Here is a 15,780-nt window from a genome sequence, read left to right on the forward strand (position 1 = left end):
CCTTCAGATTCCTTGTGGATTCCTGTCTTTGTGAATTGCGCCCCAGGCTTTCCCATGGTATCCCATTGTATCCCGTGTAACAGGAAACGCAGGAGCGTGGGGCACCTGCGGCGGGATGTAGGGGGAGAAGGGCCGTGGCATTCCGGTCCGAAATCCTGATCAAGTTGGATAAGAAGGGTCGGGTCCTGTTGCCCGCCGCCTTTCGCGATGAGCTGCCTGCGGACGATCGCGGCGCCTTCGTGCTCTATCACTCCCCCAATGTTCCGGGTGTCGTGAACGGCAATTCGCGCCTGGGCTTCGACGCCATGCTAGAGCGGCTGCGTGCCGAGGCGCTGGGGCCCAAGGGTTCGCTGAAGGTCGCTCTGGACGACGAGGCATTCGATCCGGCGGGCTATCTCTCGGCCGGCGCCCGCACCATCGCCATGGAGCCGGACGGCCGCTTCTCCATGCCTGCTGAATTCGTCGAGGCGCTCGATGTCGCCGACGGCGTGATGCTGGTCGGCAAGGTCGAGAAGTTCCAGCTCTGGAATCCGGCGCGCTGGCAAGCCCGCCGCGCGGCCGAGCGCGAGAAGATGGCGGCCTTCGTGCGCAACCTGAGTGCCGGTGACGCAGGGGGCGAGGCATGAGCGCCGTCCGCCACGTTCCGGTGATGGCCCGCGAAGTCGTTGATGCATTGCAGCCGCGCGACGGTGGCCGCTACCTCGACGGCACCTTCGGTGCCGGCGGCTACACCACAGCCATGCTCGATCGTGCCGACTGTCAGGTGATCGCCATCGATCGCGATCCCGATGCGATCGCGGCCGGCCAGGTGCTGGCCGAACGCTACGCGCCACGCCTGCGCCTGATCGACGGCCGCTTCGGCGACATGGCCGATCTCCTGTCGGCCGAAGGCGTCGAGGATGTCGACGGCGTCGCGCTCGATCTCGGCGTCTCCTCGATGCAGTTCGACCAGGCCGATCGCGGTTTCTCCTTCCGCGCCTCCGGTCCGCTCGACATGCGCATGGAGAAGAGCGGCGCGTCGGCGGCCGATCTGGTGAACGAGGGCGACGAGACGGAACTCGCCGACATCATCTGGCGCTACGGTGAGGAGCGGCGCAGCCGCCGCGTCGCGCGCGCCATCGTCGAAGCCCGCCGCACCAAGCGCATCGACACCACCGGTGAGTTGGCCGAGATCGTGCGCCGCGCTGTCGGCCCGCAGGGCAGGGACGAAAGCGACCCCGCGACGCGCACCTTCCAAGCGCTGCGCATTGCCGTGAACGACGAGCTGGGCGAACTCGAGCGTGGCCTTGCCGCAGCCGAGCAAGTGCTGGCGCCGGGTGGCCGGCTCGCGGTCGTATCGTTCCATTCGCTGGAAGATCGCGCTGTGAAGGAATTCGTGCGCGCCCGCGCCGGTCGCACGCCGAGCCCGTCGCGTCATGCGCCGCCGCGTGCCGGCGAGCAGGACGCCACGCTGCGCGATCTCACGCGCAAGCCGATGGTGCCGTCGGAGGCCGAGGTCGCCGCCAATCCGCGCGCGCGTTCGGCGCGCTTGCGCGTTGCCGAGAAGCTCGCTGCTTCCGGAGGCCGCGCATGATCCATCGTGGACTCATGTTCTGGTCGGTCGCCGCCATCGCCACGGCCGTGGGCCTGTTCACCATCAAGTACAAGGTGCAGGACCTCGAGGAGCGCATCGACCGCACCAACCAGAAGATCATCGAGAGCCAGCAGGCCACGCATATCCTGCGGGTCGAATGGGCTCATCTCAACGAGGCGGAGCGCATCGAGACGCTCGCCCTGAAACACCTCAAACTCGAGTCGGCCTCGGTCAAGCAGATGGTCCGGCTCGATCAACTCAAACCCGAATCTGTCCCCCCGCGGCGCGAAGCACCACTCCCTTCCCCCCCACGTACGGGCAACGACGTCCCCTCGTCGACTTTGCCCGGTGGTGCCCGCGTCGCAGCGGAGGCCGGCAGCCCCTCGCCGGCCTCCGCACCCCCTCCAGGGCGTTCATCCGGACCCACGACGCCCCCTCGACCGGCCCAGATCCAAGAGCCGGCAACCTCGGGTCCGGTTGGCGACGGCCAGAGCGTCGCAGTCTCTATCGATGAGATCCTCTCGCGAAACGAAGGGGGTCGCCGGTGAGACTGTGGCGCAGGTCTGCCTCGCCCGAACCGGCCGTCGCGCGCAGCGCGGCGGCCGGCGCGCGTTACGGGTCGCCGCAGGATCGTCTCAAGGGCGATCTGCAGGAGACCGCTCGCCAGCGTCTGGTGATCGCCTCGGCGCTCTTCGCCGTGGCCTTCGCCGCCGTCGGCCTGCGCATGGGCTACGTGTCGCTGCTGCGCGATGGTGCGGAGCCGACGCAGCGCGTAGCTGCCCGCGGCGGTTCGATCCAGTCGGAGCGCGCCGATATCGTCGACCGCAACGGCGCCGTGCTGGCGACGTCGGTGCCGGTCATGTCGGCCTTCGTCAATCCGCACCTCGTGATCGATCCGCTCGATGCCGCGCGCAAGATCGTGACGGCGCTGCCGGATCTCAAGTACGAGGACGTCCGCGAGAAGCTCGAAGCCGACAAGACCTTCTTCTGGATCAAGCGGGGGCTCAGCCCGCGCGAGCATGATCGCGTCAACCGGCTCGGCATTCCCGGTCTCGACTTCCAGGCCGAGGAACGGCGCATCTATCCGCAAGGCACGGCGGCGGCGCACATTCTGGGCTATGCCAGCGTCGACAATTCGGGCCTGGCCGGTGTCGAGCGCTACTTCGACCAGCAGCTTCAGAGCGGCGAGACGGTCCAGCTGTCGATCGACCTGCGCCTGCAGCGCATGGTCGAACGTGAACTTGCGCGCGGGATCCATAAATTCTCAGCGATCGGCGGCACCGCGATCGTGATGGATGCGACAAACGGCGAGATCCTCGCCATGGCCTCGGCGCCGACCTTCAATCCCAACAGCACCAAGACACTGACCAACGAGGCGCTGTTCAATCGCGCTACCCTGGGCGTCTACGAGCAGGGTTCGACCTTCAAGATCTTCAATACCGCGATGGCGCTCGACAGTGGCAAGGTGACGGTAGCCAGCGTCTTCGACGCCACGTCACCGATCAGGATCGACCGCTTCACGATCAACGACGATCATGCGCAGCGCCGGCCGATGAACGTGGCGGAAATCTTCAAGTTCTCGTCCAACATCGGCTCGGCCAAAATGGCGGTCGAGGTGATGGGGCCGGAGGGGCAGCGCGCCTTCTTGGACAAGATCGGCTTCCTGAGGCCACTCAACACGCAGCTTCCCGAAGTGGCCGCGCCGCTCTGGCCGCGCCACTGGATGAGGATCAACACCATGACCATCGCTTTCGGTCACGGTATCTCGGTAACGCCGTTGCATCTCGTCACCGGTTCGGCAGCCATGGTGAATGGCGGCATTCTTTATCCGCCATCCCTGGTCAAGCGCACCGCGGCGAGCGACAAGGGTCGCCGCGTCATCCAGACCAAGACCTCGGTGAACATGCGCCAGCTCCTGCGCCTGAACGCCGTCGAGGGCACCGGCAAGAACGCCAACCTCCCGGGCTACGAGGTCGGCGGCAAGACAGGCACGGCCGAAAAGCCGGGCCGCGGCGGCTACCGTCAAAAAGCCCTGATCAGCTCGTTCGTGGGCATGTTTCCCATGAACGATCCCAAGTTCGTCATCCTCTATTCGCTCGATGAGCCCAAGGGCCTGCCCGAGACGGGTGGCTATGCGACGGCCGGCTGGGTCGCCGCACCCTCGGTGAAGGTGATCGTCGAGAATATCGCGTCGCTCTACGGCATCCTGCCGGGCGACCTGAAGGAAGGTTTGCCGCCGATCGAGATTGCCTCGACGCCGGTGCCTGCGACCGTCGCACCGCAACCGCAGCTCATGCCGGTCAGCGTTCGACGCAGTCCGGGCGACCATCGCAAGGCTTTGCCGGTTCGTCCGGCCCCTGGGCAGACGGCGGCAGCGCCCGGTCCAGGAGTGCGCGGCCTTGCGTCTGAGTGAACTCATGCGCCGGAGCGCTGAGGGCACCGCATCCTCTTCCGCGCTCCCGCGCGATCCCATCCTCTCCGGCCTGACGCTGGATTCACGCAAGGTCCGGCCCGGCTATCTTTTTGCGGCCCTTTCCGGTGCCAAGCAGGACGGCGCGGCCTTCGTCGCCGACGCGGTGAAGAAGGGCGCCGTCGCCATCCTCGCGGCGCCCGACGCAGCCTTACCGCCACTCGATCCCGGCATCGTCGTTCTGCGTGATGCCAATCCGCGGCGACGCGTGGCGCTGATGGCGGCGGCCTTCGCGGGCCTGCAGCCCGACACCATCGCGGCCGTGACCGGCACCAACGGCAAATCTTCGACCGTTCATTTCGTGCGCCACATCTGGTCGACGCTGGGTTTCAACGCTGCGAGCGTCGGCACGCTCGGTATCGTCTCGCCGGGCCTGGTGCGCGACGGCGGCCTGACGACACCCGACCCGGTGCAACTCCACGAGGATATCGCCGCTCTTGCGCGGGAAGGTGTGACGCACCTTGCGATCGAGGCCTCGAGCCACGGTCTCGACCAGCACCGGCTCGATGGCCTTCGCCTGTCGGCTGCAGCCTTCACCAATCTCACGCACGAGCACCTCGACTACCACGTCTCGATGGACGACTACTTCGCGGCCAAGGCCCGGCTGTTCGACACGCTGCTGCCGGCTGGTGGCACCGCCGTGGTCAATGCCGATAGCGATCGCGCCGACGCCCTTGCGGCGCTGTGCCAGCGTCGCGGCATCCGTTTCTGGACTTATGGCATCAAGGGCCGCGAGTTCCGTTTGCTTGCCGACGATCCGACGCCGACCGGACAGGTGCTTTGTGTCGAGGTGCTGGGCAAGCGCCACGAGATCGCACTGCCGCTGGTCGGTGGCTTCCAGGCCTCCAACGCGCTGGCGGCCCTCGGTCTCGTCGTCGCGACCGGCGGCGATCCCGACCGCGCCGTTACCGGCCTCACCAGCCTGACCGGTGCGCCGGGGCGGCTGCAGCTCGTTGCGCGGCATCGGTCGGGTGCGGCGGTCTATGTCGACTATGCGCACAAGCCGGAAGCGCTCGAGACGGTGCTGCGGACGCTGCGTCCCTTTGCGCGCGGCAAGCTCGTCGTGGTCTTCGGCTGCGGCGGTGATCGTGATCGCGGCAAGCGGCCGGTGATGGGCGAGATCGCGACGCGCCTGGCCGATCTCTCGATCGTCACCGACGACAATCCCCGTAGCGAGGAGCCCGAGGCGATTCGCGCCGAGATCCTGCGCGGCATTACGGCCGATCGGAAAAATTGGATCGAGGCCACGGACGGCCGGCACGCCGCCATCGAGGCCGGTATGGCTGCGCTCGCCGGTCCCGACGATCTGCTGCTGATCGCCGGCAAGGGCCACGAGACCGGCCAGACCATTAAAGGCGTTACGCATCACTTCGACGATGCCGAGGTCGCGCGCGAGCTTGCGGGAGCCGCCGCATGACCGCGCTATGGACGTCCGATGAGGTGAAGGCGGCGCTGTCACCGATCTCGATGACCGCTCCCTTCGAGGCTGAGGGCGTCACCTTCGACAGTCGCGCGGTCGGCAAGGGCGATATCTTCTTCGCATTGAGTGGCGAGACGACCGACGGTCATGGTTTCGTCGCCGATGCCCTGACGCGTGGTGCCGCCGCTGCCGTCGTGTCGCGCGACGTCGAAGGCGCGCGCGGCACGTTGATCCGCGTTCCCGACACGATGAAGGCGCTGGTCGATCTCGGACGCTCCGCACGCGCCCGCAGCCAGGCGCGCATCGCGAGTGTCACCGGCTCGGTTGGCAAGACCAGCACTAAGGACGCGCTGCGCGCCATGCTGTCGGCGCAGGCGCCGACCTCGGCCAGCATCGCGAGCTACAACAACCATGTCGGTGTGCCGATCAGCCTGGCGCGTCTGCCGCGCGAGGCGCGCTACGGCGTCTTCGAAATCGGCATGAACCATCCCGGCGAGATCGAGCCGCTGGCCCGCCAGGTTCAGTCGCATGTCGGCGTCGTGACAAATGTGGGGCCAGTTCATATCGGCCACATGGGCAGCGAAGAGGCGATCGCCGACGAGAAGAGCTGCCTGTTCGCCGGTATGGCCGAAGGTGCAGTGGTCGTGCTCAATCGCGACAATCGCCACTACGCACGGCTGGCCGAAAACGCCCGCCATTTTGGTGTTTCCCGTGTCGTCACGTTCGGTCGCGACGAGGCTGCTGATGCGAGACTTGTCTCGTCCAATTTGCAGGATTCAGGAAGCGACCTTGTCGCCTTGATCCATGGCCAGCGGATCGAGTATCGGCTGGGCGCGGCGGGCGAGCACTGGGCGCTGAACAGCGTGGCGGCGCTCGCCGTCGTCGAGGCGTTGGGTGCAGATGTCGTGAAGGCCGCTGGAGTGCTGGCCGAGGTGAAAGCCTCGCCCGGTCGTGGCGCGCGACGTGTATTGAAGTTCGGAGCAGGCACGATCGAGCTGCTCGACGAGAGCTACAACGGCAACCCGGTGTCGATGCGCGCCATGTTGTCGGTGCTGTCGCGGACGGAGCCGAAAGCGGGCGGACGTCGCATGCTGGCGCTGGGCGACATGCGCGAGCTGGGCGACGAGGCCGATGCTCTGCATGCCGACCTCGCCGATGCCGTTGCGGCCAGCGGCGCCGCGCAGGTGTTCCTGTGCGGTCCGCATATGCAGGCGCTGTGGCAGAGGCTTGCGCCGGCGCAGCGCGGCGTGCACCGGCCGGACTCGGCGGCGCTGGCGGCAGAGTTCGCGGCGGCGTTGCGACCGGGCGATGTGGTGGCGGTGAAGGGGTCTCTGGGGTCGAAAATGAAAATCGTCGTGGATGCCGTTGTGGCGGCAAGCGGCGGCGAAGCGGGACGTTAAGAATGTTTTACAATTTCCTCTATCCGCTGGCCGACGTATTCAGCCCCTTCAATCTCTTCAAGTATCTGACCTTTCGGTCGATCGCGGCCTTTCTGACGGCGCTGGTGTTGAGCTTTCTGATTGGCGGTCCGCTGATTCGCTGGCTGCGCAGCAAGCAGAAGCAGGGGCAGCCGATCCGCCACGACGGCCCGGCCAGCCACCTTGTGACCAAGAAGGGCACGCCGACCATGGGCGGGCTCCTGATCCTGATCACGCTGTCGGTCGCGACTCTGATGTGGGCGGACCTGACCAACCGCTATGTCTGGATCGTGCTGGGCGTCACGCTCGCTTTCGGTGCAGTCGGTTTCTGGGACGATTTCCTCAAGGTCACCAAGCGCAATCCCAAGGGCGTGCCGGGCAAGCTGAAGCTGGCTCTTTCCGTCGTGGCATCGGGTATTGCGGTCTACCTGGTGGCGCAGGCTTCGCCGACGCCGCTGCGCTACATGCTGGCGGTGCCGTTCCTGAAGGATCTGTTGATCCCGCTCGGCGTCGTTGGTTTCGTGGCCTTCGGTGTCCTGGTGATCGCCGGGGCCTCCAATGCCGTCAACCTCACCGACGGCCTTGACGGGCTGGCGATCGGCCCGGTCATCATGGCCTCGGCGGTGTTCGGCCTGATTGCCTATGTGGTCGGCAATACGATCCTCACCAACTACCTCTACCTGCACCACGTTCCACGCTCCGGCGAGCTGGCCGTGCTGCTGGCGGCGCTGGTCGGTGCGGGTCTCGGCTTCCTGTGGTTCAACGCCCCGCCGGCCATGGTCTTCATGGGCGATACCGGTTCGCTCGCCATCGGCGGCGCGTTGGGCGCAGTGGCCGTCGTCACCAAGCACGAGATCGTGCTCGCCATCGTCGGCGGCCTGTTCGTGCTGGAAACCGTTTCAGTGATCGTGCAGGTCCTGTCCTACAAGTGGACCGGCCGCCGCGTCTTCCGCATGGCGCCGCTGCATCATCACTTCGAACAGAAGGGGTGGGCGGAGCCTACCATCGTCTTTCGCTTCTGGATCATCGCCGCCATCCTGGCGATGGCCGGCCTGGCCACCCTGAAGCTGAGGTGAGCGGATGATCGATCTCGCCGTCCTCAAGGGTTCGTCGTTCGTTGTGCTGGGGCTCGCGCGCTCCGGCCTGGCGACGGTGCGCGCCCTAACGGCGGCCGGGATCGATTGCATCGCCTGGGACGACAATGCGTTGTCGCGCGACGAGGCGGCAAAGGCAGGCGCCCGCGTCGCCGAGCTGTCGACCGTCGACTGGTCGGGCGTCACGGCCCTGGTGATGAGCCCGGGCATTCCCAACCGTTTGCCTGAGCCACACCCGGCGGCGGTCGCTGCGCGTGCCGCCGGCAAGTCCATCATCTGCGACGTCGAGCTGCTGGCGCGTGCCCAGCCCGAAGCGCGGTTCGTGGCCATTACCGGCACCAATGGCAAGTCGACGACGACAGCGCTGATCGGCCACATCCTCCAGGATGCCGGCCTGCGCTGCGAGGTCGGCGGCAATATCGGCCGCGGCGCCCTCGATCTCGCGCCCCTCGGTGAAGGCGGCATTTACGTTCTCGAACTGTCGTCCTACCAGCTCGAGCTGCTGCAGACCTTCCGCGCCAATGTCGCGATTTGGCTGAACATCACGCCGGACCATATCGACCGTCACGGCGATCTGGCGGGCTATGTCGCCGCCAAGAAGAACATCTTTGCCCGCCAGCGCGCCGGCGACTGCGCGGTGATCGGCACCGAAGACGAACCGTCTCGCACGGTCGAACGCGAGATGGCGGCGCGCACCGGGATCGCCTGCGTGCCGGTGGCGCTTGACCGGCCGGTTGCCGGCGGCGTGTCCTATCGTGCGGGCATGCTGGTCGATGCCGATGGCTACACCGTCGACTTCTCGGACGTGCCGACCCTGCCGGGCGATCACAATGCCCAGAACGCAGCCTGCGCCTGGGCGACCTGCCGCTGGCTCGACGTGCCGCGCGAGTGGATTGTGAACGGCCTCAAGAGCTACGACGGCCTGCCGCATCGTCAGGAGCGCGTCGCGGCCGTCGGCCGTGTCGTCTATGTCAACGACAGCAAGGCGACCAACGCCGATGCGACGGCCCGGGCGCTGTCGTCCTATCGCGACATCTACTGGATCCTGGGCGGCCAGGCGAAGGAGGGCGGCGTGGCGCCGCTCGCGCCCTGGTTCGACCGCATCCGTCACGCGTTTCTGATCGGCGAGGCCACCGAGCTCTTTGCCGGTCAGCTCGATGGCAAGGTTTCCTACAGCCGCTGCGGCGATCTCAAGTCGGCGCTCGATGCGGCCCATGCTTTGGCGCAACGCGAGGCGACCGGCCCTGCCGTGGTGCTGCTGTCGCCGGCCTGCGCCTCGTGGGACCAGTGGAAGAGTTACGAGCATCGTGGCGATGCGTTCCGCGCCATGGCGCGGGCGCTGCCCGGTGCCGAGAGTTTGGGGAGGGCGGCGTGATCCAGGTTCCACGCGACGACCGGAGCGTTATCGGTCAATGGTGGTGGACCGTCGACCGCTGGTCGCTGGGCGCCGTCTTGGCGATCATGGCCTTCGGCGTGCTGCTGACCTTGGCGGCGTCGCCGCCCGCTGCCGAGCGTATCGGCGCCGACTCCTTCGTCTTCGCCAAACGTCAGTTCCTCTTCCTGCCGCTGGCGCTCATATTGATGCTGGCGATTTCGCTCGCCTCGCCACGACATGTGCGTCGGCTGGCATTGCTGGTGTTCTGCGGCAGCGTCGTGCTGCTCGCGGCGACCTTCGTCATCGGGATCGAGATCAAGGGTGCGCGGCGCTGGATCTCCGTGCCCGGCCTGTCGAGCCTGCAGCCGTCTGAATTCGTGAAGCCGAGCCTGGCGGTGATCTCCGCCTGGCTGCTGGCGCAGAGCCGGACGGAGCGGCGTGCGCCTGGTTATTTCCTCTGCACCTTGCTGGTCGGCGGCGTGCTGGCGCTGCTGGTGCTGCAGCCGGACCTCGGTATGAGCGTCGTCGTTGCAGCGGTGTGGGCGGCTCAGCTCTTCGTCGTCGGCCTGCCGATGTGGGTCGCAGGCTTCGGCGCCGTCGCCGGCGGAGCTGGCCTGGTCGGCGCCTACTTCATGTTCAGCCACGTCCGCAGCCGCTTCGATCGCTTTCTCGATCCAACGTCGGGCGACAACTATCAGGTCAACACCTCGCTCGAAGCCTTCATGAACGGCTCTCTGTTCGGCCGCGGCCCGGGCGAGGGCACGGTGAAGGCACAGCTTCCCGATGCGCACACCGACTTCGTGATGGCCGTCGCGGGCGAGGAGTTCGGCCTCGTCGTTTGCCTGCTGATCCTCTGCCTGTTCGCCTTCGTGACCCTGCGCTCGATGTCGCGTGCCTCCAAGGAAACGAGCCTGTTCATCACCCTGGCCGCGACGGGCCTCGCGGTGCAGTTCGGCCTGCAGGCGGCGATCAACATGGCCTCGACCATTCAGCTCATCCCTGCCAAGGGCATGACCTTGCCGTTCATCTCCTACGGCGGCTCGTCGGCGCTGGCGATGGCGATTTGCGTCGGCATGTTGCTGTCGCTGACCCGCGAACATGCCGGCCTCCGGGAGGCGGTGTGATGGCAGGAGTCGGCCCCGTCGTCCTCGCGACCGGTGGCACCGGCGGGCATGTGTTTCCCGCCGAGGCGCTGGCTGGCGAGCTCGAGGCGCGGGGCGTGCCGTTCACCCTGGTGACGGATTCGCGCGGCCGGCAGTGGCAGGGTGCGCTGTCGCGTCGGCCGATCCACTACATTCGTTCGGCCAGCCCGACCGGCTCCGTATCGAGCAAGGCGAAGGCGTTGTTCGCTCTGGCGCTCGGTCTGTTCGATGCCTGGCGCGTGCTGGGCCGCATCGCGCCGTCGGCGGTGGTCGGTTTCGGCGGCTATGCGTCGGTGCCGACCATGGTCGCCGCCCGCCTGCGTCGCTTGCCGGCGATGTTGCATGAGCAGAACGCCGTGCTGGGCAAGGCGAACCGCATGGTCCAGGGCAGCGCGGGGCTCATTGCGACATCGTTTGCACGCACGCGCTTCATCGCCGAGGGCGATACGCGGGCGCGGCTCGTCGGCAATCCGGTGCGTGAGCCGGTAAGGGCGCTGCGCACCTCGCCTTACCGCCCGCCGAACGATGGCCGCATCATCGACGTGCTGGTGTTCGGCGGCAGCCAGGGCGCGGCCTCGTTCAGCCAGGTTGTTCCCCAGGCACTGCTCTCGCTGTCGCCGGCCCTGCGGCCGCGGCTCAGGGTCGTGCAGCAATGTCGCGCCGAGGATCTCGGCAGCGTGCGCAAGATCTACGCCAAGCACGGTGTTGTGGCGGAGCTGGCGCCGTTCTTCACCGACCTGCCGCAACGCATTGCCGCCGCGCATCTCGTGATCGGCCGTTCCGGTGCCTCGACCGTGGCCGAGCTGGCCACGATCGGCCGGCCGTCGATCCTGATTCCCTATCCTTACGCCGCCGACGATCACCAGACGGCGAACGCCCGTGCCTTCGAGGCGACGGGCGCCTGCATTGTCGTGCCGCATGCGTCGTTCGATGCGGCGACCCTGGCCGGCCACCTCACGACGCTGTTCGAGGCGCCGGAGCGGCTCGCCGCGATGGCCGCTGCCGCCCACGGCGCCGGCCGTCCCGACGCTGCCGCCCGGCTCGCCGATGTCGTGGCCGAGATCACTGGTCTTTCACTCCAGCCTTCAGGAGTTCCCGCATGAGGGCGCTGCCGCTCGACCTCGGATTGATCCACTTCGTCGGCATCGGCGGCATCGGTATGTCCGGTATCGCCGAGGTGCTGCACAATCTCGGCTACAAGGTCCAGGGCAGCGATGTTGCCGAAGGCGCCAATACGCGTCGCCTCGGCGATCTCGGCATCAAGGTCGCAATCGGCCATCGCGCAGACAATATCTCCAACGCCCAGGTCGTGGTCGTTTCGAGCGCCGTGAAGAAGGACAATCCCGAGGTCCTGGCCGCCCGCGCGCGCCTGGTTCCGGTGGTGCGTCGCGCCGAAATGCTGGGCGAGCTGATGCGGCTGAAATGGTCGATTGCCGTCGGCGGCACGCATGGCAAGACGACCACCACCTCGCTGGTCGCCTCGATGCTGGATGCCGGTGGCCTCGATCCGACGGTCATCAACGGCGGCATCATCAACGCCTACGGCACCAACGCCCGCCTCGGCGAGGGCGACTGGATGGTCGTGGAATCCGACGAGTCGGACGGCTCCTTCCTGCGTCTGCCGGCGACCATCGCTGTCGTGACCAACGTCGATCCCGAACATCTCGACCATTACGGTACCTTCGATGCGTTGCGTGACGCCTTCGTCCGCTTCGTCGAGAACATTCCCTTCTACGGTTTCGCCGTTCTCTGCTTCGACCATCCCGAGGTCCAGGCGCTGCTGCCGCGTGTCGCCGATCGCCGCATCATCACCTACGGCATCGGCGCCAACGCTGACGTACGTGCGATCAACCTCAAGCTCGACCGCAGCGGCGCCGACTTCGATGTGATGATCGAGCACCGAGCCACCAACGAGTCGCGCACCATCACCGGCCTGCGCCTGCCGATGTTCGGCCAGCACAACGTCCAGAACGCGCTGGCGGCAATCGCCGTGGCGCAGGAAATGGGCTTGCCCGACGAGACCATCCGCCGGGCGCTGGGCTCTTTTGCCGGCGTGAAGCGGCGCTTCACCAAGACCGGCGAGGCGCACGGCATCACCGTGATCGACGACTACGGCCACCATCCTGTCGAGATCGCCGCGGTGCTGCGCGCCGCGCGCCAGGCCTATGGCGGTTCGGGCCGCGTGATCGCGGTCATGCAGCCGCATCGCTATTCACGACTGGGTGCGCTGCGCCACGAGTTCGCGACCTGCTTCACCGATGCCGATGCGGTGATCATCGCCGACGTCTATGCCGCGGGTGAGGCGGCGATCGAGGGCGTCAACCGCGACATGCTGGTCGGCTTGGTCCAGCGCGCCGGCCATCGCGATGTCACGCCGCTCGGCTCGCCCGGCGAATTGCCGACGATGATCTGGCAGATGGCACGCCCCGGCGACGTCGTGGTCTGCCTCGGCGCCGGTAACATCACGGCCTGGGCGCATGCACTGCCCGGCCAGATCCAACAGCTCGCCGCAGAGAAGGCCGGCCCTCGCGCTGTGGCGAATGATTCCGGATCGGTCGCATGATGGCGCTCGCGACGTCCAAGCCTCACCTGATCGACCGGCTGACGCAGCCGCGTGGTCGGCTGGCTGCTGACGCGCCGCTCGGGCCGCAGACCTGGTTCCGCGCTGGCGGCCCGGCCGAGGTGCTGTTCCGTCCGGCCGACGTCGAGGACCTCTCGACCTTTCTCGCCGCCCTGCCGCAGGACATTCCTGTAACGGTGCTGGGTGTCGGCTCCAATCTGCTGGTACGCGATGGTGGCGTGAGGGGCGTTGTCATCCGCTTGATGCGTGGCTTCACGGGCATCGAGGTCGAAGGCCACGAGGTCGTCGCCGGAGCAGGGGCGCCGGATCTCAACGTGGCGCTCACGGCGCGGGATCACGCGCTGGCCGGCCTGGAGTTCCTGAGCGGCATTCCGGGGACGATCGGCGGCGCGCTGCGTATGAATGCCGGTGCCTACCAGGGCGACCTCGCGCAGGTGCTGATCTCGGCCGAAGCCGTCGATCGTGCCGGCCGCGTCCACAAGGTCACCGCTGCCGACATGGGCTTCACTTACCGGCACAGCGAGGCGCCGGCTGACTGGATCTTCACCTCGGCCCGCCTGGCCGCGACACCGGGCGACCAGCTCGCCATCGCCCGCCGCATCGCCGAGATCGATGCGGCCCGCACCGATTCCCAGCCGCGCAGCCGCACCGGCGGTTCGACCTTCGTCAATCCGCCCAGCCACAAGGCCTGGCAGCTGATCGATCAGGCCGGCTGCCGTGGTCTGCGCATCGGCGAGGCGCAGGTCTCGGAGAAGCATTGCAACTTCCTGATCAATCTCGGGTCGGCGACAGCTGCCGATATCGAGGCGCTGGGCGAGGAAGTTCGCCGTCGTGTGTTCGAGCAGAGCGGTGTTCAGCTCGAGTGGGAAATTCGTCGTATTGGAGTCTCCGGATGACGCGTCGCGTCGCGGTCCTGATGGGTGGTTGGTCGCCTGAGCGTGAGGTTTCGCTGGTGAGCGGCAAGGCCTGCGCCGAAGGCTTGCGTGAAGGCGGGCACGAGGTCATCGAATACGACGTGAAGCGCGACCTGCGCGCGCTGGTCGATTTCCTGCGCCCGGCGGCAGGCGGTGGACCCGACGTCGTCTTCAACGCCCTGCACGGCCGTTACGGCGAGGATGGCTGCATCCAGGGTGTGCTGGAAATCATGCAGGTGCCCTACACCCATTCAGGCCTTCTCGCTTCGGCCATCGCCATGGACAAGCCGATGGCGCGCCACGTCTTCACCTCGCTCGGCCTGCGGGTGGCGGAAGGCAAGGTAATCGAGCGGCGGTCGCTTGCATCGGGCGATCCCATGCCGCGCCCCTATGTGGTAAAACCAATCGACCAGGGTTCCAGCGTCGGTGTGCATATCGTGCGCGAAGGCGACAATCTCGCAGCTGTCGAAGCCGCCGAAGCCGCGTTTGGCGAGCGTGTGCTGATCGAGAAGTTCGTACCCGGTCGCGAACTCACCGTTGCGGTGATGCACGACAAGGCGGTTGCGGTCACTGAACTCAGGCCAAAGACACGGTTCTACGACTACGAGGCCAAGTACACCGACGGCATCACCGAGCACCTGATTCCGGCGCCGATCCCCGCGGAGGTCTACGAACTCGCCAAGCAATGGGCACTCACGGCATTTCAGGCCCTTGGCTGCGACGGCCTGGCGCGCGCCGATTTCCGTTGGGACGATTCGCAGCCCGGTACGTCCGGCCTGGTCATCCTCGAGCTCAATACCCAGCCCGGCATGACGCCGCTCTCGCTGGCGCCGGAGCAGGCGAAGTGGGCCGGCATCTCGTGGCCGGAGCTCATGACCTGGATGATCGATCACGCGAGGTCCCCGGTGTGACCACCGCTCCCAAGAAAGCCACTCCCAAGGCCGGCACCGCCCGGCGTGACTACGATCGCCGCAAGAAGCGCGCACCGATCCGCAAGTCCGGCCGGCCGTTCTGGCGCCAGCCGCTGCTGCTCGGTGTCATCGTGCTGCTGCTGGGCTGCGGCGGGGGTGGCGGCTGGTGGGCATGGCACGAAGGCTGGCTGGTCGAGGCGCAGAACCGGATCGATGCAGCGTCGCGCGCCGTCGTTGGCGCCATCACGCCGTTCAAGCTGGCCGATGTCACGGTCGAGGGCCGTGACTATGTCGAACGCAGCGCCATCCTGGCGGCGCTGAACGTGAGCCGCGGTGATTCGCTCCTCGGCATCGACCTGCAGGCCTCGCGCCGGCGGCTCGAGGCGATCGACTGGGTCGAGTGGGCCACGGTCGAACGCCGTTTGCCCGACACGCTCTATGTCATTCTGAAGGAGCGTCGCGCCGTCGCGATCTGGCAGAACGGCAATGAATACACGCTGATCGACAAGAACGGCCGGACCGTGCGCGCCAGCCGCATGCCGCCGGGCGCCGAAAGCCTGTTGCTGCTGGGCGGACCGGGCGCACCCGAACATGTCGGAGACCTGCTGCTGCTGCTCACCTATGAGCCGGCCGTGTCACGACAGTTGCGCGCCGCCGTGTGGGTCGGGCAGCGCCGCTGGAATCTGGTTCTGAACAATGGCGTCGAGATCTGGTTGCCGGAGGAGGACGCTGTTGCCGCCTTGCAGCAGCTCGCCAAGCTCGACGGACAGCACAAGCTGCTGTCGCGTGAGTTCGGCGTCGTCGATCTTCGATTGCCGGACAAGCTTTATCTCAGAAAACGCAACACGGGCGAGCCTACGCCTGGGCCGGCGTGATATTGAT

General features: G+C 67.0%; 14 protein-coding genes. All 14 read left to right on the top strand.

From position 1 onward, the window contains the following. The first annotated feature begins 134 nt into the window (after window positions 1-134). From EPO50_RS21060 to EPO50_RS21125, 14 genes are read left to right on the top strand one after another with little or no spacing between them, the layout of a single operon-like run. Entirely contained in the window at window positions 135-626 is a 492-nt protein-coding gene (locus EPO50_RS21060) for a hypothetical protein (RefSeq protein ID WP_296347148.1), read from the top strand. Beyond that, window positions 623-1,573, top strand: coding sequence for a 16S rRNA (cytosine(1402)-N(4))-methyltransferase RsmH (gene rsmH, locus EPO50_RS21065; protein WP_367268057.1), 951 nt, complete (start codon window positions 623-625; stop codon window positions 1,571-1,573). The genes EPO50_RS21060 and rsmH overlap by 4 nt, the downstream gene beginning before the upstream one ends. After that, window positions 1,570-2,121, top strand: coding sequence for a hypothetical protein (locus EPO50_RS21070; RefSeq protein ID WP_296347150.1), 552 nt, complete (start codon window positions 1,570-1,572; stop codon window positions 2,119-2,121). Before rsmH ends, EPO50_RS21070 begins: the two co-directional genes overlap by 4 nt. Further along, entirely contained in the window at window positions 2,118-3,986 is a 1,869-nt protein-coding gene (locus EPO50_RS21075; protein WP_296347154.1) for a penicillin-binding protein 2, read from the top strand. Before EPO50_RS21070 ends, EPO50_RS21075 begins: the two co-directional genes overlap by 4 nt. A gap of 4 nt (window positions 3,987-3,990) precedes the next feature. Then, window positions 3,991-5,460, top strand: a complete 1,470-nt coding sequence (locus tag EPO50_RS21080) for a UDP-N-acetylmuramoyl-L-alanyl-D-glutamate--2,6-diaminopimelate ligase (protein ID WP_296347156.1) — start codon at window positions 3,991-3,993, stop codon at window positions 5,458-5,460. After that, window positions 5,457-6,863, top strand: coding sequence for a UDP-N-acetylmuramoyl-tripeptide--D-alanyl-D-alanine ligase (gene murF, locus EPO50_RS21085; RefSeq protein WP_296347158.1), 1,407 nt, complete (start codon window positions 5,457-5,459; stop codon window positions 6,861-6,863). The genes EPO50_RS21080 and murF overlap by 4 nt, the downstream gene beginning before the upstream one ends. A 2-nt stretch (window positions 6,864-6,865) precedes the next feature. Continuing rightward, window positions 6,866-7,957 (top strand): phospho-N-acetylmuramoyl-pentapeptide-transferase, encoded by a 1,092-nt coding sequence (mraY, locus tag EPO50_RS21090; protein ID WP_296347160.1) that lies wholly within the window; start codon window positions 6,866-6,868, stop codon window positions 7,955-7,957. 4 nt (window positions 7,958-7,961) lie between these two features. Further along, window positions 7,962-9,350: a UDP-N-acetylmuramoyl-L-alanine--D-glutamate ligase gene (murD, locus tag EPO50_RS21095; RefSeq protein WP_296347162.1), complete on the top strand. Its 1,389-nt coding sequence runs from the start codon at window positions 7,962-7,964 to the stop codon at window positions 9,348-9,350. Then, window positions 9,347-10,474: an FtsW/RodA/SpoVE family cell cycle protein gene (locus EPO50_RS21100; RefSeq protein WP_296347164.1), complete on the top strand. Its 1,128-nt coding sequence runs from the start codon at window positions 9,347-9,349 to the stop codon at window positions 10,472-10,474. The genes murD and EPO50_RS21100 overlap by 4 nt, the downstream gene beginning before the upstream one ends. Next, window positions 10,474-11,595, top strand: coding sequence for an undecaprenyldiphospho-muramoylpentapeptide beta-N-acetylglucosaminyltransferase (gene murG, locus EPO50_RS21105; RefSeq protein WP_296347166.1), 1,122 nt, complete (start codon window positions 10,474-10,476; stop codon window positions 11,593-11,595). The genes EPO50_RS21100 and murG overlap by 1 nt, the downstream gene beginning before the upstream one ends. Next, window positions 11,592-13,055 carry a UDP-N-acetylmuramate--L-alanine ligase gene (gene murC, locus EPO50_RS21110; RefSeq protein ID WP_296347168.1) on the top strand — a complete coding sequence of 488 codons (1,464 nt, stop codon included), beginning with the start codon at window positions 11,592-11,594 and terminating at the stop codon, window positions 13,053-13,055. Before murG ends, murC begins: the two co-directional genes overlap by 4 nt. Beyond that, complete coding sequence (gene murB, locus EPO50_RS21115) at window positions 13,055-13,969, top strand: UDP-N-acetylmuramate dehydrogenase (RefSeq protein ID WP_296347381.1); 915 nt, start codon at window positions 13,055-13,057, stop codon at window positions 13,967-13,969. The genes murC and murB overlap by 1 nt, the downstream gene beginning before the upstream one ends. Continuing rightward, window positions 13,966-14,898: a D-alanine--D-alanine ligase gene (locus EPO50_RS21120; RefSeq protein WP_296347169.1), complete on the top strand. Its 933-nt coding sequence runs from the start codon at window positions 13,966-13,968 to the stop codon at window positions 14,896-14,898. Before murB ends, EPO50_RS21120 begins: the two co-directional genes overlap by 4 nt. Next, window positions 14,895-15,773 carry a cell division protein FtsQ/DivIB gene (locus tag EPO50_RS21125; RefSeq protein ID WP_296347172.1) on the top strand — a complete coding sequence of 293 codons (879 nt, stop codon included), beginning with the start codon at window positions 14,895-14,897 and terminating at the stop codon, window positions 15,771-15,773. Before EPO50_RS21120 ends, EPO50_RS21125 begins: the two co-directional genes overlap by 4 nt. The last annotated feature ends 7 nt before the right edge of the window (window positions 15,774-15,780 follow it).

Origin of the sequence: Reyranella sp., from assembly GCF_004297405.1 — a bacterium.
Classification (GTDB): Bacteria; Pseudomonadota; Alphaproteobacteria; order Reyranellales; family Reyranellaceae; genus Reyranella.

Excerpts from the sequence above, each read along its gene's own strand:
- murC (WP_296347168.1), top strand. The coding sequence starts at position 11,592 with ATGAGGGCGCTGCCGCTCGACCTCGGATTGATCCACTTCGTCGGCATC.
- murG (WP_296347166.1), top strand. The coding sequence starts at position 10,474 with ATGGCAGGAGTCGGCCCCGTCGTCCTCGCGACCGGTGGCACCGGCGGG.
- murB (WP_296347381.1), top strand. The coding sequence starts at position 13,055 with ATGGCGCTCGCGACGTCCAAGCCTCACCTGATCGACCGGCTGACGCAG.
- EPO50_RS21120 (WP_296347169.1), top strand. The coding sequence starts at position 13,966 with ATGACGCGTCGCGTCGCGGTCCTGATGGGTGGTTGGTCGCCTGAGCGT.
- rsmH (WP_367268057.1), top strand. The coding sequence starts at position 623 with ATGAGCGCCGTCCGCCACGTTCCGGTGATGGCCCGCGAAGTCGTTGAT.
- EPO50_RS21080 (WP_296347156.1), top strand. The coding sequence starts at position 3,991 with ATGCGCCGGAGCGCTGAGGGCACCGCATCCTCTTCCGCGCTCCCGCGC.
- mraY (WP_296347160.1), top strand. The coding sequence starts at position 6,866 with ATGTTTTACAATTTCCTCTATCCGCTGGCCGACGTATTCAGCCCCTTC.
- murF (WP_296347158.1), top strand. The coding sequence starts at position 5,457 with ATGACCGCGCTATGGACGTCCGATGAGGTGAAGGCGGCGCTGTCACCG.
- murD (WP_296347162.1), top strand. The coding sequence starts at position 7,962 with ATGATCGATCTCGCCGTCCTCAAGGGTTCGTCGTTCGTTGTGCTGGGG.
- EPO50_RS21070 (WP_296347150.1), top strand. The coding sequence starts at position 1,570 with ATGATCCATCGTGGACTCATGTTCTGGTCGGTCGCCGCCATCGCCACG.